We start from the raw sequence: 16,486 nt of genomic DNA on the forward strand, positions 1-16,486 counted from the left end.
CCCGGGCAGCAGCTCAGTAGAGGTAGAAGGAGGCGGTGGCCGAGTTCGCGTTGGCCGGGGGCTCGCCCGCACCGGGTGCGACCTGGCTCCGGGTGATGATCGTGTCGGAGACGAAGGCCACCTCGTTCGCCTCGTACGTCAGGGGCAACGGCCGCACCGCCAGGAAGGTGGGGTCGGCGGCCAGCGCCTCGACGGGGGCGGCACTGACGTACCTGATCTGCCGCGACTCCAGCGTCCCGTCCACGTTGATCCGGTTGATCGCCTTGGCGTCCTCGCCGTCCAGACCGGCCACCACGAGCAGGTTCTCGCCGAACCAGTCCACCGCGCTCAGCGAGTGCAACGAGGTGGCCAGCTGGCGGGGCAGCTCGACGTTCAGCCCGCCGTCGATCGGCCGTACCCCCGCGACGTAGAGCCGGCCGCCGGATACGAAGGCGATCCGGTTGCCGTCCAACGACGCCGCCACCGCCGTCACGCTCAGATCCGCGCCGGAGAACGAGACCCTGGTCAGCCGGGGATTTCCGGCGGTGAAGGTCCAGAGCCGGCCCTCGGCGACGACCAACCCGACCGGTCCGCCGATCAACGCCTCCTTCAGCCACACCGGCCGGCTGATGTCGTCGTACTTCTCCTCGCTGGTCAGCAGGCTGCTCGCCACCCCCGGACCGGTGCCGGTACGCAGCCGGAGGGAGTCGCCGTCCCGGACGACCAGCGCCACCGCCACGTCGTCGCGGTTGCGGCTCAACCCGGCGGTGACGATGTCGTGGTTCTCGGCCGCGGGAATCGGCACCGGGTTCGGCTCGCCCGGGCTGGTCAGCGGATAGATCCGGCCCGCGAAGACGCCGTACCGGGCGGCGGCGCCGTCGAGCTCGTAGAGCGGGTTGTCCCGGCGGTAGTCGGCGGCAACCTCGATCATCTTCGACTGGTTCTGGATCTTCAGTTCCAGCTCGTTGTCGAGCAACTGGTTGGTCCGCAGCGACCAGACGATCTGGGTGAAGAGCCTCTCCAGGTCGCGCTCGGTCTCCAGGGCGCCGGCCTTGACCGCGAGGTTGATTTCGAGCCGGCCCCCCTCCTCCGGGGCGGGCACGTTACCCACCGGACTGGTGCCCTCGGGCAGCGCGACGGCCGACTTGAGCCACTCCGACGGGCCGCCGGTCAGCCATTCGAGCACGGCGGTGGCGTGCCGCTGCACCGGCACCGTACGCGGCAGGTAGCGCAGGTCCGGTACCAGCGAGGTGCCGTTGGTGTTCCAGAAGTAGATGGTGTGTTCCTGGTAGTAGTCCTGTAGGGCGTCGTCGGTCATCAGCAGCACCTGTGGCTTCTCCAGCACCCACAGCCCGCCGCCCGGCCCCGGGTCGGTCGGCGCGGCGCCGACGACGAAGGAGTACGACGTGTCCTGCTGCACCGGCTCGCCGATCGAGCCGTTCGCCCGGAGTACTCCGACCTGCTGGACAGTGACGATCACCTTGCTGGTGCCGTCCTTGTTCTGGGTGACCTGGATCCCGCCGGGCTCGACCCGGACGACGTTGATGTCACCCTTCTCCGCTTTCGAGTCGAACCTCGCGCCTTCCAGGATGTACTCGTTGACCCGCTTGTAGGCCTCGCCGGCCTCGCCGGCCGCGGCGGTGAGGAAGTTCTTGGCGAACGTCTCGGGATCGCTGCCGCTCGCGGTACGTCCGGGCGGCCGCGCCGCCGGACGGTCGGCCGGGGCGGCGTCGGCCACCGGCCCCTTGCCGTCGATCCGCACGTCGCTCTCGCCGGGGATGCCACAGGCGGCCAGCCCGGAGAGCAGCATCGCGACGGCACCGAGCGCGATGCGGCGCCGGCTCATCTGGTCACCTCGCTCCGCTCGGCGTCGGCCGGCGCCCGCGGCGCGGCCAGCCCGCCCGGTACCGGATCGACGGCCTCGTCCGGCGTCGCCGTCCCGGCCGGGGCGTCGGCGGCGGCCTCCGCACTGTCCGCGCCGGGCGGCGGCGTGGCGGGTCCGTCGCCGGCCAGGGTCGGTACGGTCCAGCCGAGGATGTCCGGGGCCGACACCGACGCGTCGGCCGGCACCAGCCGCAACGGTGACGAGGTCAGCCGGTCGCCGGCCCGGGCCGGCAGGGTCAGCCGGAACTGGGCGCCCTCGCCCGATGCGCCCCACGCCTCCAGCCAGCCACCGTGCAACCGGGCGTCCTCCAGGCTGATGGAGAGGCCGAGCCCGGTGCCACCGGTCTGCCGGGCCCGGGACGGGTCGGCCCGCCAGAACCGGTTGAAGACCAGCTTCTCCTCGCCGGGCCGCAGCCCCACACCGTGATCCCGGACCGTGATCGCCACCGCCGTCTCGTCCGCCGCCAGGACCACCGTCACCGGCTTCCCGGCACCGTGCTCCACCGCGTTGCCGACCAGGTTGCGCAGGATCCGCTCCACCCGGCGCGGGTCGACCTCGGCGATCACCGGGTTCTCCGGCACGGTCACCCGCAGCGGCGTACCGCAGCGACCGGCGAGCGACTCCAGCCGGTCGACCACCCGGTGCACCACCGGCACCAGGTCGGTGGGCTCGGCGTCCAGCATGGCGAACCCGGCGTCGAACCGGCTGATCTCCAGCAGGTCGGTGAGCAGGTCCTCGAACCGGTCCAGCTCGGCGTGCAGCAGCTCGGCGGTACGGGTGACCGCCGGGTCGAACTCGTCCCGCTCCGCGTAGATCAGGTCGGCCGCCATCCGTACGGTGGTCAGCGGGGTACGCAGCTCGTGCGAGACGTCCGAGGTGAACCGCCGTTGCAGCCGGGACATCTCCTCCAGCCGGACGATCTGGCGTTGCAGGTTCGTCGCCATCTGGTTGAACGACGAGGCGAGCAACGCCAGGTCGTCCTCGCCGTTGACCACCATCCGCTGGTCGAGCAGCCCCGCCGAGAGCCGCTGGGCGGTGCGGGCGGCGACCCGTACCGGATTGACCACCAGCCGGGTGACCAGCCCGGAGAGCAGCCCCAGCAGGACGACCAGGGCGAACCCGGTGGCCAACACCGTCGCCCGGGAGCCGTCCGCGATCTGGTCCCACCGGGTCAGCGGTACGAAGTAGTAGAGCTCGACCTGACCGAGCCGGGTCGGTACCGGTGAGCCGTAGACCAGATATTTCGTCGGCCCCTTGTCGAAGAGGTCGCCGGTGCGGAACTGGTGCGCGATGTCGCCGCCCCTGACCGCGTTCTCCAGCCCCGGAGTCAGGATGTCGCTGACGTCGACCTGGGGCGAGGTGGCCGGCGCGACGCCGCTGACCCGCAGCGCGACCACCACCCCGCCGAGCTGGGCCGGATCTCCGCCGGCCAGGTAGTTGACGGTGTCCTCCAGGGTGGCCCGCACGCCCTGCTCGGCGACGGTGGTGTGGTTGCTGAGCTGCTCGGAGGCGTACTGCTGGCCGTCCTCGAGCCGGGCCTTGACGTCGGTGGTGGCGTTGTCGAGCACGATCTCGGTGATGTTGTCGGCGACCAGATAGGCGAATCCGCCGACCAGCAGGCTCGACGCGACCAGGGTGATGGTGACGACCCGCACCTGGAGCGAGCGCCGCCAGGTGCGGTGCAGACCGGTGACCGCCCTCGCGACCCGGACCGAGCTGACGCGCCGCAGCCGCCGCCCGGCCGTGGCGGCACGGGCGAGGATGGCGGACGACGAGGTCAGGGTGCGGGCCACAGTGCACCCAAGGCTATCCGGTGCCCGCCTTGTAGCCGACTCCCCGCACCGTCAGGATCACCTCGGGTCGCTCAGGATCCGGCTCGATCTTGGCGCGGAGCCGCTGCACGTGCACGTTGACCAGCCGGGTGTCGGCGGCGTGCCGGTAACCCCAGACCTGCTCCAGCAGGACCTCCCGGGTGAAGACCTGACGCGGCTTGCGGGCCAGCGCCACCAGCAGGTCGAACTCCAGCGGGGTCAGCTTGACCTCTTCGCCGTCCCGGCTGACGGTGTGCGCCGGCACGTCGATGTTGATCTGGTTGCCGGGCGGCCCGATGGTCAGCAGCTCCGGTGCGGCGTCCTCGCCCCGGCGCAGCCGGGCCCGCATCCGGGCGACCAGTTCCTTGGGCTTGAAGGGCTTGACCACGTAGTCGTCCGCGCCCGACTCCAGCCCGAGCACCACGTCGACGGTGTCGCTCTTGGCCGTCAACATCACGATCGGGATGCCCGACTCGGAGCGGATCGCCCGGGCCACGTCGATGCCGCTCATTCCGGGCAGCATCAGGTCGAGCAGGACGATGTCGGGCCGATTCTCCCGGAACGCGGCCAGTGCCCGTTCTCCGTCGGCGACGAACGAGGGCAGAAACCCCTCGCTGCGCAACACGATGCCGAGCATCTCGGCCAGCGCGGGGTCATCGTCGACGACCAGTACCCGGGCTCTCATGACACTAATATTCCACTCTCCGCTCCACGGCGGTGTCCCGCCTCCCGGCGCGGCGTACCGCCGGCCCTCTCCCCGGGCACGAAGCGCAGAAGCCTACCCTGGTCGACCGCCCGGGAACCAGGGGCGGAACCCGGGAGCTCCGCCCTCGGTGACGCACACCGAACCGTGACGTGGGAACCGGCCGAGCGGCTCGGCCCGGGACGGGCCTACGTGACACCATGACTGCTGCGGCGTATCCCCCCGCCCGTCCCGAAGCCGCCAGGAGTACGTTTGCCCGACGCCGCCCCGATCGCCGTACTGCCGCTGCGGCCGCTCACCGTCGGTGAGCTGATCGACTCGGCGGTCCTGCTGCTCCGCGACCACGCCCGGGTGCTGGTGCCGGTCGCCCTGGTGCTGGCCGCGCTGGAACAGCTCCTGCTGTACCCGCTGCGGCTGGTCGCCGGGGCCACCCCGCCGGCCTACCTGCCGACGTTCGACAGGCTGCCGGCGTACTGGTTCCTGCTGGCGGTCGGCGCCGCCTGCGAAGGAGTGATCATCGCGCTGCTCGGCAACCTGACCGCCCGGGCGGCCGGTACGGTCCTGCTCGATCCCGGCTCCCCGGCCCGCGGGCTGCTCCGCCCGCGCGGGGCCCGACTGCCGGTGGCGCTGCTCGTCGCCCTGCTGGCCGGTGCGGTGATGTTCGTTGCGTCCCTGATCATGCCGCTCTGGGTGGTCGGGTTCGCGCTGCTCGGCTCCGTGGCGCCGGCGATCGTGCTGGACCGGGTCGGGCCGTTCCGGGCGCTGTGGCGCTCCGCCACGCTCGCCCTGCGCACCGGCGGCCGCGCGGCGGCGGTACGGATACTCGGTTACCTGGTCTGGTGGCTGCTGCGGATCGGGCTCGCCGTCGGTGCCGTCACCGGTCTGCACTCGGCAGGACTGCTCGCGGCGGAGTGGCACCTGCCGGTCGGCCTGGCGGTCTGGACCCTGACGAACGGCGTCGCCTATCCGGCGCTCGCCTGCATCGACGCGGTGGTCTACCTGGAGGCGCGGATCCGCACCGAGGGGCTGGACATCGTCATCGACCGGGCCCGGCGGACCGGGTCGGCCATGCTCACTCCGCCGGCAGGTCGCCGGTGAGTTTCAGCCGCTGGTGGACCGAGACGACGGCCGCGATCGGCGACCGTCTGCCGCTGCCCCTCGTCGCGCTCCTCCTGGTGCTGGCCGGCGTGCTGGTCGCGCTCGGCTGGTTCCACTACCCCGCCTGGGTGCCCCGGCGGCTGCCGCGCTGGCGCCTGCGCCGGTGGCGGCGACGGCGGCAGCCCGGTCCGGCGCCGGCCACCGGGCCCGAGCCGGAGGCGACGGCCGACGATCCGGAACTGCCGGACGTACCGGCCGGGACGCTGGTCGCCCTCGCCGACCGGTTGGCCGCCGAGGGCCGGTACGCCGAGGCGGCCCGCGAGCGGTTCCGGGGGATGGTCCGGGAACTGGTCGACCATGGGGCGCTGGAACACCGCCCCGGGCTCACCGTCACCGAACTCGCGACGGCGGCCGCCCGGAACCGCCCCGAGGTGGACCACCCGGTCTCCGAGGCCGGCCAGGTCTTCTCCGACCTCTGGTACGCCGAGCGTCCCGCCCGGCGCGAGCACGACGACCGGATGCGGATGCTCGCCACCGAGGTGGGCCGGATCCTCGCCGGCACGGACCACCCGGCGCCGGGAGGACCCGCCGAGCCGGCCCGGACCGCTCCGGAGCCGGACCACCACCCGACGGCCCGGCCCGGGACGGCACCGAGATGACCACCACCCCCGACCCGACCACGCCCACCACGGGCGCGACCGCCCCCGGCCCCGGCCCGACCGTCCCCACCCGCGGCCCGACCGTGGCGGCCGGCGATCCGCGGGAGGGCCCCGGGGCGTCGGCACCGCACGGTTCGCCGGCACGGTCCGGGACGGGCCGCCGGCGACGCCGCTGGCACCGGCTCGTGATCCCGCTCGGCGCCGTCGCCGTGCTGCTCGCCGTTACCGGGATCACCCGGGCGATCGACCAGCCCGACCGCGGCTCCCCCGGCTTCCTCTCCCCAATCAACGTCGACGACGAGGGCGGGAGCCGACTCGCCGACCGGCTGCGCGCCGAGGGCGTCGTCGTCGAACGGTTCACCAGTACCCGCCGGGCGCTGATCCAGGCGACAAGCCCGGGGTTCACCCTCTTCGTCCCCTCGCCGGGCCTGGTGCACCCGCTGTACCTGCCGTACCTCGCCGAGCCGGCCGACCGCGCCCGGGTGGTGCTGGTGGACCCGCCGCAGCGGGTGCTGGACGGCGCCGGACTGCCGCTGGTCGCCACCGGTCGGCGGTGGGCGGCCGGCGCGGTCGAGGCCGCCGCCGACGACCGGCCCTGCCCGCTGCCGGAGGTGACGAGGGCCGGGCGGGCCGCCGCGCTGCTGCAGCGGTTCGCCAGCCCGCCCGGGCTGCCCGACCGCACCGACTCCTGCTACTCCGGCGGGTTGGTCCGGACCGAGCCGCGCGACGGCGAGGCCACGGATCGGCGCGGCAGCGAGGTCGTGGTGATCGGCGCCAGCGACCCGTTCCGGAACGACCGGATAGCCGAGCGGGGCAACGCCGCGCTCGCCGCCGGACTGCTCGGCATCCACGACCGGGTCGTCTGGCTCGACCTGGCCGGGCCGGAGCCACCGCCGCCGTACCAGCGGGACGACGAGTTGGACCCCTGGACGTCGACGCCGGACGGCTCCGACAGTTACCCCGACGGCGAGTTCGAGGAGCGGGACCGCACCCCGGAGTACGACGAGCGACCGCAGCCGCCATCCGGGCAGGACGACCAGGCAGCCCCGCCGGAGCGGCGCAACCCGCTATGGGACGCCTTCCCGCCCTGGTTCTGGGCCCTGCTGGCGCAGCTCGCCCTGGCCCTGCTGCTGCTGGTCCTCTGGCGGGCCCGTCGGCTCGGGCCACCGGTCGCCGAGCCGCTGCCGGTGACCGTCCCGTCCGCCGAGACGGTGCGGGGTCGCGGCCGGCTCTACCAGCGGGCCCGGGCGTACGGGCCAGCGGCGGAGACGCTGCGCGCGGCGGCGCTGCACCGGCTGGCGCGGTCCCGGGGCGTGCCGTCCGACGCCGGGCCGGACGAGGTGGCCACCGTCGTCGCCGCGCGTACCGGCCGGAGCGCGACCGAGGTGCACGACCTGCTCCACGGTCCGGCCCCGGAGACCAACCAGGAACTACTCGACCTGGCCCGGGCACTCGACGACCTGGCCGGCTCCCCCGACACCGCCCCGCCCGGCCAGCCCCGGCACGACCGCCCCAGTGAAGGAGAAGCCTGGTGACCCGACCCGCCGGAACCACCGACCCGCGCCACGCCGCCGCGCCGTACCCGGTCCCGGCGCAGGGCGGCGCCCCGGCCGAGGCCGACCAGGCCCGCGCCGCCCTGCACCGGCTGCGGACCGAGGTCGCCAAGGCGGTCGTCGGGCAGGACGCCGTCGTCACCGGGATGGTGATCGCGCTGCTCTGCCGGGGGCACGTGCTGCTGGAGGGCGTGCCGGGGGTGGCGAAGACGCTGCTGGTGCGGACCATCGCGACCGCTCTCGACCTGGAGTCCAAACGGCTCCAGTTCACCCCGGACCTGATGCCGGGCGACGTCACCGGCTCGCTGATCTTCGACCCGCGCACCGCCGCCTTCACCTTCCGGGAGGGACCGGTCTTCACCAACCTGCTCCTCGCCGACGAGATCAACCGGACGCCGCCGAAGACCCAGGCCGCGCTGCTGGAGGTGATGGAGGAGCGGCAGGTCTCGGTGGAGGGGAACCGGCGCCCGCTGCCGGACCCGTTCATCGTGGCCGCCACCCAGAACCCGGTGGAGTACGAGGGCACCTATCCGCTGCCCGAGGCGCAGCTCGACCGGTTCCTGCTGCAACTGACGATGCCGCTGCCGAACCGGGACGAGGAGCTGGGCGTACTCCGGGCACACCACGGCGGCTTCGACCCGCGCGAGCTGGCCGCCGCCGGGGTACGCCCGGTGGCGAGCGCGGCCGACCTGGCGCTGGCCCAGACGGGGGTCAGCCGGGTCGGTGTCGCCGAAAACGTGCTCGGCTACATCGTGGACCTGTGCCGGGCCACCCGGACGGCGCCCGCGCTGGAACTCGGCGCCTCGCCCCGGGGCGCGATCGCGCTGCTGGTCACCGCGAAGGCCTGGGCCTGGCTGGCCGGGCGCGACCACGTCACCCCGGACGACGTCAAGGCGATCGCCCGGCCGACGCTGCGGCACCGGCTGCGGCTGCGGCCGGAGGCCGAACTGGAGGGCGTCACCACCCGGTCGGTGCTGGACGCGGTGCTCGGCACCGTGCCGACGCCACGATGACGCCACGGGCGGCGGCCCTGCTCGGTGCGGGCGCGCTGACCCTGCCGCTCTGGCCGGCGCCGTGGCTCGGCGTACTGGTGATGTCCGGGGTGGTGCTGGCGCTGACCGTACTGGACTGGCGGTTGGCCGTCCCGCCGGACGCGGTCGAGGCGAGCAGGGACGGCGACCGGGCGGTACGGCTCGGCGACACCGCCACGGTCTCGGTGTGGCTGCACAACACCTCGGGCCGGCCGCTGCGCGGGCTGGTCCGGGACGCCTGGGTGCCGTCCGCCGGGGCCCGGTTCGACTTTCCCGGCGCCCCGAAGGTGCGCGTCGAGCCGGGTGCCCGGGTGGAGCTGCCCAGCCGGCTGACCCCGACCCGACGCGGCGACCGGCCGGCGCTGCGGCTGACCCTGCGCTCGTACGGGCCGCTGGGGCTGGCGTTCCGGCAGCGGAGGGAGCGGCCGCCGACCCCGCCGTGGACCCTGCGGGTGCTGCCCCGGTTCGAGTCCCGCCGGCACCTGCCGGAGAAGCTGGCCCGACTGCGGGTCATCGACGGCACCGAGGTGGCCCGGGGGCGGGGCCAGGGTACCGAGTTCGACACGCTGCGGGAGTACGTGATCGGCGACGACGTGCGCTCGGTCGACTGGCGGGCCAGTGCCCGGCGGGCCGACGTACTGGTCCGGACCTGGCGACCGGAGCGCGACCGGCGGGTGGTCTGCGTACTCGACACCGGGCGCACCTCGGCGGTACGGGTCGGCGACGAGCCCCGGCTGGATGCCGCCATCGACGCCGCGCTGCTGCTGGCGGCGCTGGCTGCCCGGGCCGGTGACCGGGTCGACCTGCTGGCCGTGGACAGCGCGGTCCGGGTCGCGCTGAGCGGGGGTGCCCAGTCGACGCTGCTGGCCCGGATGGTCGACGTGCTCGCCCCGCTCCAGCCGACCCTGGTGGAGACCGACTTCGAACTGGTCGCCGGGGAGATCCTCCGGCGGGAGCGCCGGCGATCGGTGGTGGTGCTCTTCACCGCCCTGGAACCGGGCGCCCTCGGCGAGGGGCTGCTGCCGGTACTGCCCCGGTTGGCCACCCGGCACCGGGTGATCGTGGCGTCGGTGCACGACCCGGTGCTGACCGACCTCACCACCCGGTCACCGGAGACCGTCCAGGACGCGTACGCGACGGCCGCGGCCTGGCGGGCACTGGGCGACCGTGACCGGGTGCGCGCGGCGCTGGCCCGGCACGGGGTGACCGTGGTCGACGCCCCGGCCGACCGGCTGGCGCCGATGGTCACCGACACCTACCTGCGGCTGAAGGCCCTCGGCCAGCTCTGACCCCACCCGCCCGGTCAGGCTCGGCCCGGCCCGGCGGCAGCCGCGCGGCGGCCGAGGACGCACACGTAGCCGAGGAAGCCGAGCCAGGCGAGCACGCCGATCCCGATCCGGATCCCGGTGGGGACCGCCGCCGGGGTGACGAAGGCCTCGATGAGGCCGGCGACCGCGAAGAGCCCCACCAGGCCGACCGCGACCAGCACGCCGGAACGGCCGGCCCGGGCGACCGCCTGCCCCCGGGTCAGCTCGGGCGGCGGCGCGATCCAGGCCCAGCCGATCCGCAGGCCGACACCGGCCGCCACGAAGATCCCGGTCAGCTCCAGCAGGCCGTGCGGCGTGATCATGCTGAAGAAGACGTCGGTACGGTCATAGGCGGCGAGCACCCCGCCGGTCACGCCGATGTTGAGGGCGTTCTGCCAGAGCAGGTAGAACACCGGCACGACCAGGATGCCGGAGGCGAGGCAGCGGGCGGCGATCCAGGCGTTGTGGGTCCAGAGCTGGAAGGCGAAGCTCGGTGCGGCGTACTCGCTGTAGTAGCCGACGAAGCGCGCCTCGAACGCCTCGGCCGCGGCCTCGTCGCCGATCAGCGCGGCGGCGGTCTCCGGATGCCCGGCGGTCCAGTACATCAGGAAGCCCGCGACCAGGACGAACCCGGCGCCGACGGCGGTCCACCACGGCCAGGCCCGATAGACCGCCAGCGGAAAGCCGGTGCGGACGAACCGGCCGACGGCGCCGAGGGAGAACCCGGACCTGCCGGCCAGCCGGCTCCGGGCGGCCAGCACCAGCTGGGAGAGCCGGGCGACCAGCACCGGGTCGGGCGACCGGCTGCGCACCACCGACAGGTGCGTGGCGACCCGCTGGTAGAGCGCGATCAGCTCGTCGGCCTCGTCGGCGTCGAGCCGGCGCCGCCCGGTCAGCTCGGCCAGCCGCCGCCATTCCCGGTCGTGCTCCGCCGCGTACGCGTCGAGATCCAACTCAGCTCCCCAGGGTTCGCGACCATAGTGTTCACTGTCCTGGTGACAGCGCAACCACCGAGATCCGCCCGTGCCCGGTCGGCACACCCCGGCGGTTACGGTGCGGACGCCGGGCTGGTCAGCGGCGAAGCGGTCGAACTGGACATCCGGGCCGCCCGGCTCGGTTCCCGGGTACTGGCGCTGCTCGTCGACATCCTGGCCCAGGTCACCCTGGCGGTGATCATGGTGATCGGGGCGGGGATTCTGCTCACCGCGTTCGTCGGCCCCGGCGCGCTGGACGCGGCGACCCTGCGCGGGTTGCAGACCGTCGGCGTGGTGCTGATCCTGGTCGGCTATCCGGTGGCCTTCGAGACCCTCAACTCCGGCCGTACGGTCGGCAAGCTCGCCGTCGGGCTGCGGGTGGTGCGCGCCGACGGTGGCCGGGTCGGTTTCCGGCAGGCGCTGACCCGCAGCCTGGTCGGCGTCGCGGTGGAGTGGCCCGGTCTGGTGCTGCCGCTGCTGACCTGGGCGGTCGGGGTGACGGTGATGCTCACCGACCCCCGGGGTCGACGGCTCGGTGACCTGGCCGCCGGCACGCTGGTCATCCACGACCGGAGCCCCGCCGGCACCGGCTACGTGCCGACGATGGTCCCGCCGCTGGCCGGCTGGGCGGCGACCCTGGACCTGACCCGGCTGGACGACGGGCTGGCGCTGGCCGTACGCCAACTGCTCAGTCGCACCTCCACGCTGACCCGGGACGCCCGGCGGCGACTGACCCGGTCACTCTGGGCGGAGGTGGCGGCGGTGACCTCCCCACCGCCACCGCCGGGCCTGCCCGAGTGGGCGTACCTGGCCGCCGTACTGGCCGAGCGGCACGCGCGGGCCCGGCAACGGCTGGCGCGTACCCGGTCGGTGACCGCGACCCTCTGGCCGGAACTCGTCGCGCCGGCCGCCGAGCCTCCGGGGTCGGCAGCTTTCCGGCCAGCGGCCCCGGCCCTGGCGCAGCCGCCCGTGCCCGAGCCGACCGTGGCGCAGCCCGCCGCCCCCGAGCCGGTACCGGCGCAGCCCGCGATGGCACAGCAGCCGGTGGTGGCCGGTTCCGGTAGGCCGAACGGGTGGACCGGATGAAGGCGTTCCTGCCCTGGCTGCTGGTCCTGGCGCTGGTGATCGCTCTGAACGCGCTGCGCCTCCGGCCGCTCGGCGCGGTGGTCGCGGTCGCCTGGCTCGGCTACTGCGTGTGGACCTGGTTCCGGCCGCGTCCCCGTTGATCCGGGACCGGCTGGCGCAGTCGGGTGGCCGGGACTCGCTCATACCGACCGTGGCAGTGCTCGCCACCAGTGTCACCGCCCTGGCCGCCGGGCCGATCGCGGTCGTACTGACCTGGCGGGCGGGACGGCCGGTCCCGTCGGGATGCGGACCCGCTGGCCCTGAACGAGGTGCCGATCCAGGATGTCGATGTTGATCAGGCAGAGGCTCTTGTGATGTCGGTGGCCAGCGGCACCCTGACCGAGGTCTCCGACATCGCCCGTGAACTCCGCGAGCTCTACGTCTGAGCCATCACACCAACCCTGTCGCGGACGCCGGAGGTACCGGCGTCTGACGGGCAAGCCCGGGACGCGCACGGCTGCCGTCCCGGGCTCGTCGGTCGATGCTCAGTAGCGGTAGTGCTCCGACTTGTACGGGCCCTCGACAGGTACGCCGAGGTAGGCGGCCTGCTCCTTGGTCAACTCGGTCAGCTTGGCGCCGAGCGCGTCCAGGTGCAGCCGGGCGACCTTCTCGTCCAGGTGCTTCGGCAGCGTGTAGACGCCGACCGGGTACTGGTCGGTCTTGGTGAAGAGTTCGATCTGCGCGATGGTCTGGTTGGCGAACGAGTTCGACATCACGAAGCTCGGGTGCCCGGTCGCGTTGCCCAGGTTCAGCAGCCGGCCCTCGGAGAGCACGATGATCGAGTGGCCGTCGTCGAACTGCCAGACGTCCACCTGCGGCTTGATGTTGATCCGCTGCACGTCGGAGCGCTTGGCCAGTCCGGCCATGTCGATCTCGTTGTCGAAGTGGCCGATGTTGCCGACGATCGCCTGGTGCTTCATCCGGGCCATGTGGTCGTTACGGATCACGTCGAAGCAGCCGGTCGCGGTGATGAAGATGTCGGCGGTCTCGACCACGTCGTCCAGGGTGGAGACCTGGTAGCCGTCCATCGCGGCCTGGAGTGCGCAGATCGGGTCGACCTCGGTGACGATGACCCGGGCACCCTGGCCGCGCAGCGACTCGGCGCAGCCCTTGCCGACGTCGCCGTAGCCGAGCACGACGGCGGTCTTGCCGCCGATCAGCACGTCGGTGGCCCGGTTGATGCCGTCGATCAGGGAGTGACGGCAGCCGTACTTGTTGTCGAACTTGCTCTTGGTCACCGAGTCGTTGACGTTGATGGCCGGGAAGAGCAGCGTGCCGTTCTGCTGCATCTCGTAGAGCCGGTGCACGCCGGTGGTGGTCTCCTCGGTGACGCCCTTGATACCGGCGGCGACCCGGGTCCAGCGCCGGTCGTCCACGGCGAGCGAGCGGTGCAGCAGGTCGAGGACGACCGCGTACTCCTCGGAGTCGGCGCTCTCCACCGGCGGTACCGCGCCGGCGCCCTCGAACTGGGCACCCCGGTGCACCAGCAGGGTGGCGTCGCCGCCGTCGTCGAGGATCATGTTCGGCCCCTGGCCGTCCGGCCAGAGCAGCACCTGCTCCGTGCACCACCAGTACTCTTCGAGCGACTCGCCCTTCCATGCGTAGACCGGTACGCCGGACGGGGCGTCCGGGGTGCCGTCCGGGCCGACCACGATGGCGGCGGCCGCGTGGTCCTGGGTGGAGAAGATGTTGCACGACGCCCAGCGGACCTGGGCGCCGAGCGCCACCAGGGTCTCGATGAGCACCGCGGTCTGGATCGTCATGTGCAGCGAGCCGGTGATCCGGGCACCGCGCAGCGGCTGCTCGGCGGCGTATTCGCGGCGGATCGACATCAGGCCGGGCATCTCGTGCTCGGCGAGTCGGATCTCCTTGCGCCCGAACTCGGCGAGGGAGAGGTCCGCCACCTTGTAGTCGCCCTCGGCGAGGGTGCCGGGCCGGGGCGCGGCGGACGAACCACCCGTGGGTGCCGGGAGAGTGCTGGTCATGAAGGCTCCTGTCGTACGGTCTGCGGCGCGACCCTCCACGTTACGCTCCGGCCGTACCGCGACGGACTCCGGTCGGGTCGCAATCCGGACAGTACGGACCGGGGGCTGTCCTGAGCGGCGGGAGGTTCCCGGGCCGAGGTCGGGACAGCGCGCGGGGCGGTCGGTCCGGGCGGTCTCCCACCCAGTCTCCGGCCGCCCCGCGCATCCCCCCGGTTTGGTTCCCCCGCGCGTGTCTCGGACCTGCGTCGCGATAACGCTGCGTACTCATAGCGTCACACTGAGCAGGAGGGGTGTCAAGCTGATCCGCAAATTCCCGTTTCGCGGTGACTCGCGTTTGCCTCGCCGCACCTAGTCGTCGGGGCGCTCCCGGTCACCGTCGCCGGACGAACATTCCCCGCTGTGGAACGACGTAGATCAGCCCCTGCTCCACCAGCAGAGCAACGGCCCTGCGGACGGTCGTCCGGGCGATTCCATAGGTGCCGACGAGTTGGTTCTCCGACGGGATCGCCCGGTCAGGTTGCCAGTCGCCGCGTTCGATGCGGGCGGCCAAGATGGCCGCAAGCTGCCGGTACGGCGGCACCGGCCCCTCGTGGTCTATCAAGTCGTCGGGTCCCACTGACACGACGCTAGGCATGATGCGTCGAGTGCGAGCGACCTCCTACAAGGCTGTACATAGCGCTATGTAGCGCTATATGCTCTCGTGCTGGGCCTCCTGCTCGGTAGCACATGTCGGCGTCGGGTGGGGGTGCCGCGCAAGAGAGGGCTGCTGCCGGCACTTCCCCCAGGGTCTCCGGCGCCCGGCAGCAGCCCTCGGCCCCGACCCGCCCAGGAGGTCCACGTGCACCCCCAGCCGTTCAACCGCGCTCAACTCTTCGATCGTGCCCAGCCGTTCGACCGTGCCCAGCGGCCATCGCAGGACGCCGAACGCCAGCTTCACCGGCTCAGGGAGGAACTGGCCTCCTGCCAGCAGGTCATGTGCGAGATGCAGGGCCGGCTGAACGATGCCCGCTCCCGACTGGCCGTGATAGGGAGGATCGCCCGGGACGACGCTCGATGCCGGCGGGCCCCCACCGTCTCCTGGGCCGCTGTCCGAGCGGCGCTCTACTGCCAACCCGACATGCTCGACCGGATCGGTCCGGACCTGCCCCGCCGGTGACCAGACCGAACTCCAACCGAACCGGGCCAGCCGGTCCGACCCCTCAGCGGAGTCCCACCGACGCGACGTAGAGCTCGCCGTCGCCGCTGACGGTCATCGGTCCGCCGTCGGCCCGGCCGATCGCCGCCGCACCGGGCCCGAGCAGCGCCGACCCGGCGGCGTCCGCCACGGTGACCTCGCCGGCCAGGCAGAGCGCGATCCGGGGGCCCCGCAGGTCGAGCCGGGCCGACCCGACCCGCTCGTCGAGGCGTACGCCGTGCAGGGCGAAGTCGTCCACCGGCACCGGCCAGGTCACCACGGCGGGAGACACCTGGACCGGGCTGACCACCGGGTCGGCCAGCACCTCGAAGCGGAGCACCCGGAGCAGTTCCGGCACGTCCACGTGCTTCGGGGTCAGTCCACCGCGCAGCACGTTGTCGCTGGCCGCCAGGATCTCCACCCCGGCGCCGTACAGGTAGGCGTGCAGGTTGCCGGCCGGCATCCAGATCGCCTCCCCCGGGGCCAGATCGAGGTGGTTGAGCAGCAGCGCGACCAGCACGCCCGGATCCGCCGGATAGCGCCGGGCCAGCCCGCGGGCCAGTTCGGCCGAGGTGGCGAACCGCTCTCCGACCTCCGCATCGGCCACCGCCGCGACCAGCGCGGCCCGCTCCGACGACGGCCAGCTGAGCAGGGTGTGCACCGCGTCGCGCAGCCCGTCGACGCCGGCCCGCAACGCGGCGACCACCGGCGCCAACGCGGGTACGCCGAACGCGTCGAGCAGGTCCGCCGAGTCCCCCGGATCGCGGAACCCGCACAGCGCCTGGAACCGCGAGATCGCGACCAGCATCTCCGGCTTGTGGTACGGGTCGACGTAGTTGCGGTGGGTCAGCTCGGGATCGGTCGTCTCGGCCGCGTACCCGGCCCGAGCCTGCTCGGCGTCCGGATGCGCCTGCAACGACAGCGGCGCCTCCGGGGCCAGCACCTTGAGCAGGAACGGCAGCCGCTGGCCGAACCGGTCGACCACGTCGGCGCCGAGCCAGCGCCCCGGATCCTCGGCGAACGCGTCGAGCAGGCTCAGCGGCGCCCCGCCCCGGTTCAGCGTGCTCGGGTCGCCCGGATGGGCGCCCAGCCACAGCTCCGCCTCCGGGCCATCGCTCGGCACCGGGCGGCCCTGCAACTGGGCGAGGATGGTCCGCGATCCCCAGGCGTAGTCCCGGATCCGACCGTGCAGCGGTTCCACT

15 protein-coding genes are annotated in these 16,486 nt (G+C 73.2%); 8 read left to right on the top strand and 7 right to left on the bottom strand.

Going from position 1 to position 16,486, the window contains the following annotated elements:
- Positions 1-13: 13 nt before the first annotated feature.
- The 3 genes from EV371_RS28285 to mtrA form a co-directional block, all read right to left on the bottom strand.
- Entirely contained in the window at positions 14-1,825 is a 1,812-nt protein-coding gene (locus EV371_RS28285) for an LpqB family beta-propeller domain-containing protein (RefSeq protein ID WP_130464731.1), read from the bottom strand.
- Positions 1,822-3,594 (bottom strand): MtrAB system histidine kinase MtrB, encoded by a 1,773-nt coding sequence (gene mtrB, locus EV371_RS28290; protein WP_207230834.1) that lies wholly within the window; start codon positions 3,592-3,594, stop codon positions 1,822-1,824. Before mtrB ends, EV371_RS28285 begins: the two co-directional genes overlap by 4 nt.
- A 76-nt stretch (positions 3,595-3,670) precedes the next feature.
- A complete protein-coding gene (mtrA, locus tag EV371_RS28295; RefSeq protein ID WP_101369873.1) occupies positions 3,671-4,360 on the bottom strand; it encodes an MtrAB system response regulator MtrA in 690 nt (229 codons plus the stop codon).
- Between the two features lie 270 nt (positions 4,361-4,630).
- Between mtrA and EV371_RS28300 the strand changes: the two genes are divergently transcribed.
- From EV371_RS28300 to EV371_RS28320, 5 genes are all read left to right on the top strand, one after another.
- On the top strand, positions 4,631-5,476 hold the full coding sequence (locus tag EV371_RS28300; RefSeq protein ID WP_130464732.1) for a hypothetical protein: 846 nt from the start codon (positions 4,631-4,633) through the stop codon (positions 5,474-5,476).
- Complete coding sequence (locus EV371_RS28305) at positions 5,473-6,135, top strand: DUF4129 domain-containing protein (RefSeq protein ID WP_207230630.1); 663 nt, start codon at positions 5,473-5,475, stop codon at positions 6,133-6,135. Before EV371_RS28300 ends, EV371_RS28305 begins: the two co-directional genes overlap by 4 nt.
- On the top strand, positions 6,132-7,670 hold the full coding sequence (locus EV371_RS28310) for a DUF4350 domain-containing protein (protein WP_207230631.1): 1,539 nt from the start codon (positions 6,132-6,134) through the stop codon (positions 7,668-7,670). The genes EV371_RS28305 and EV371_RS28310 overlap by 4 nt, the downstream gene beginning before the upstream one ends.
- Before the next feature lie 101 nt (positions 7,671-7,771).
- Entirely contained in the window at positions 7,772-8,701 is a 930-nt protein-coding gene (locus tag EV371_RS28315; protein WP_349340227.1) for an AAA family ATPase, read from the top strand.
- Positions 8,698-10,008, top strand: a complete 1,311-nt coding sequence (locus EV371_RS28320) for a DUF58 domain-containing protein (protein WP_130464734.1) — start codon at positions 8,698-8,700, stop codon at positions 10,006-10,008. Before EV371_RS28315 ends, EV371_RS28320 begins: the two co-directional genes overlap by 4 nt.
- 14 nt (positions 10,009-10,022) lie before the next feature.
- Here the strand turns inward: EV371_RS28320 and EV371_RS28325 are convergent, their stop codons facing one another.
- On the bottom strand, positions 10,023-10,979 hold the full coding sequence (locus EV371_RS28325; protein WP_130464735.1) for a stage II sporulation protein M: 957 nt from the start codon (positions 10,977-10,979) through the stop codon (positions 10,023-10,025).
- 42 nt (positions 10,980-11,021) lie between these two features.
- Here EV371_RS28325 and EV371_RS28330 point away from each other — a divergent pair, with 42 nt between their 5' ends.
- Together EV371_RS28330 and EV371_RS33585 are read left to right on the top strand one after the other, a co-directional pair.
- Entirely contained in the window at positions 11,022-12,086 is a 1,065-nt protein-coding gene (locus tag EV371_RS28330; protein ID WP_130464736.1) for an RDD family protein, read from the top strand.
- On the top strand, positions 12,083-12,226 hold the full coding sequence (locus EV371_RS33585) for a hypothetical protein (protein WP_165436859.1): 144 nt from the start codon (positions 12,083-12,085) through the stop codon (positions 12,224-12,226). Before EV371_RS28330 ends, EV371_RS33585 begins: the two co-directional genes overlap by 4 nt.
- A gap of 384 nt (positions 12,227-12,610) precedes the next feature.
- Here the strand turns inward: EV371_RS33585 and ahcY are convergent, their stop codons facing one another.
- Both ahcY and EV371_RS28345 read right to left on the bottom strand, forming a co-directional pair.
- A complete protein-coding gene (gene ahcY / locus EV371_RS28340; RefSeq protein WP_130464737.1) occupies positions 12,611-14,110 on the bottom strand; it encodes an adenosylhomocysteinase in 1,500 nt (499 codons plus the stop codon).
- A gap of 370 nt (positions 14,111-14,480) precedes the next feature.
- Complete coding sequence (locus tag EV371_RS28345; RefSeq protein ID WP_486484820.1) at positions 14,481-14,726, bottom strand: GntR family transcriptional regulator; 246 nt, start codon at positions 14,724-14,726, stop codon at positions 14,481-14,483.
- Between the two features lie 222 nt (positions 14,727-14,948).
- Between EV371_RS28345 and EV371_RS28350 the strand changes: the two genes are divergently transcribed.
- On the top strand, positions 14,949-15,266 hold the full coding sequence (locus tag EV371_RS28350; RefSeq protein WP_130464739.1) for a hypothetical protein: 318 nt from the start codon (positions 14,949-14,951) through the stop codon (positions 15,264-15,266).
- A 43-nt stretch (positions 15,267-15,309) separates the two neighbouring features.
- Here EV371_RS28350 and manA read toward each other — a convergent pair whose 3' ends face one another.
- Positions 15,310-16,485: a mannose-6-phosphate isomerase, class I gene (gene manA, locus EV371_RS28355; protein ID WP_130464740.1), complete on the bottom strand. Its 1,176-nt coding sequence runs from the start codon at positions 16,483-16,485 to the stop codon at positions 15,310-15,312.
- Position 16,486 lies beyond the last annotated feature (1 nt).

This window comes from Plantactinospora sp. CNZ321 (assembly GCF_004217235.1).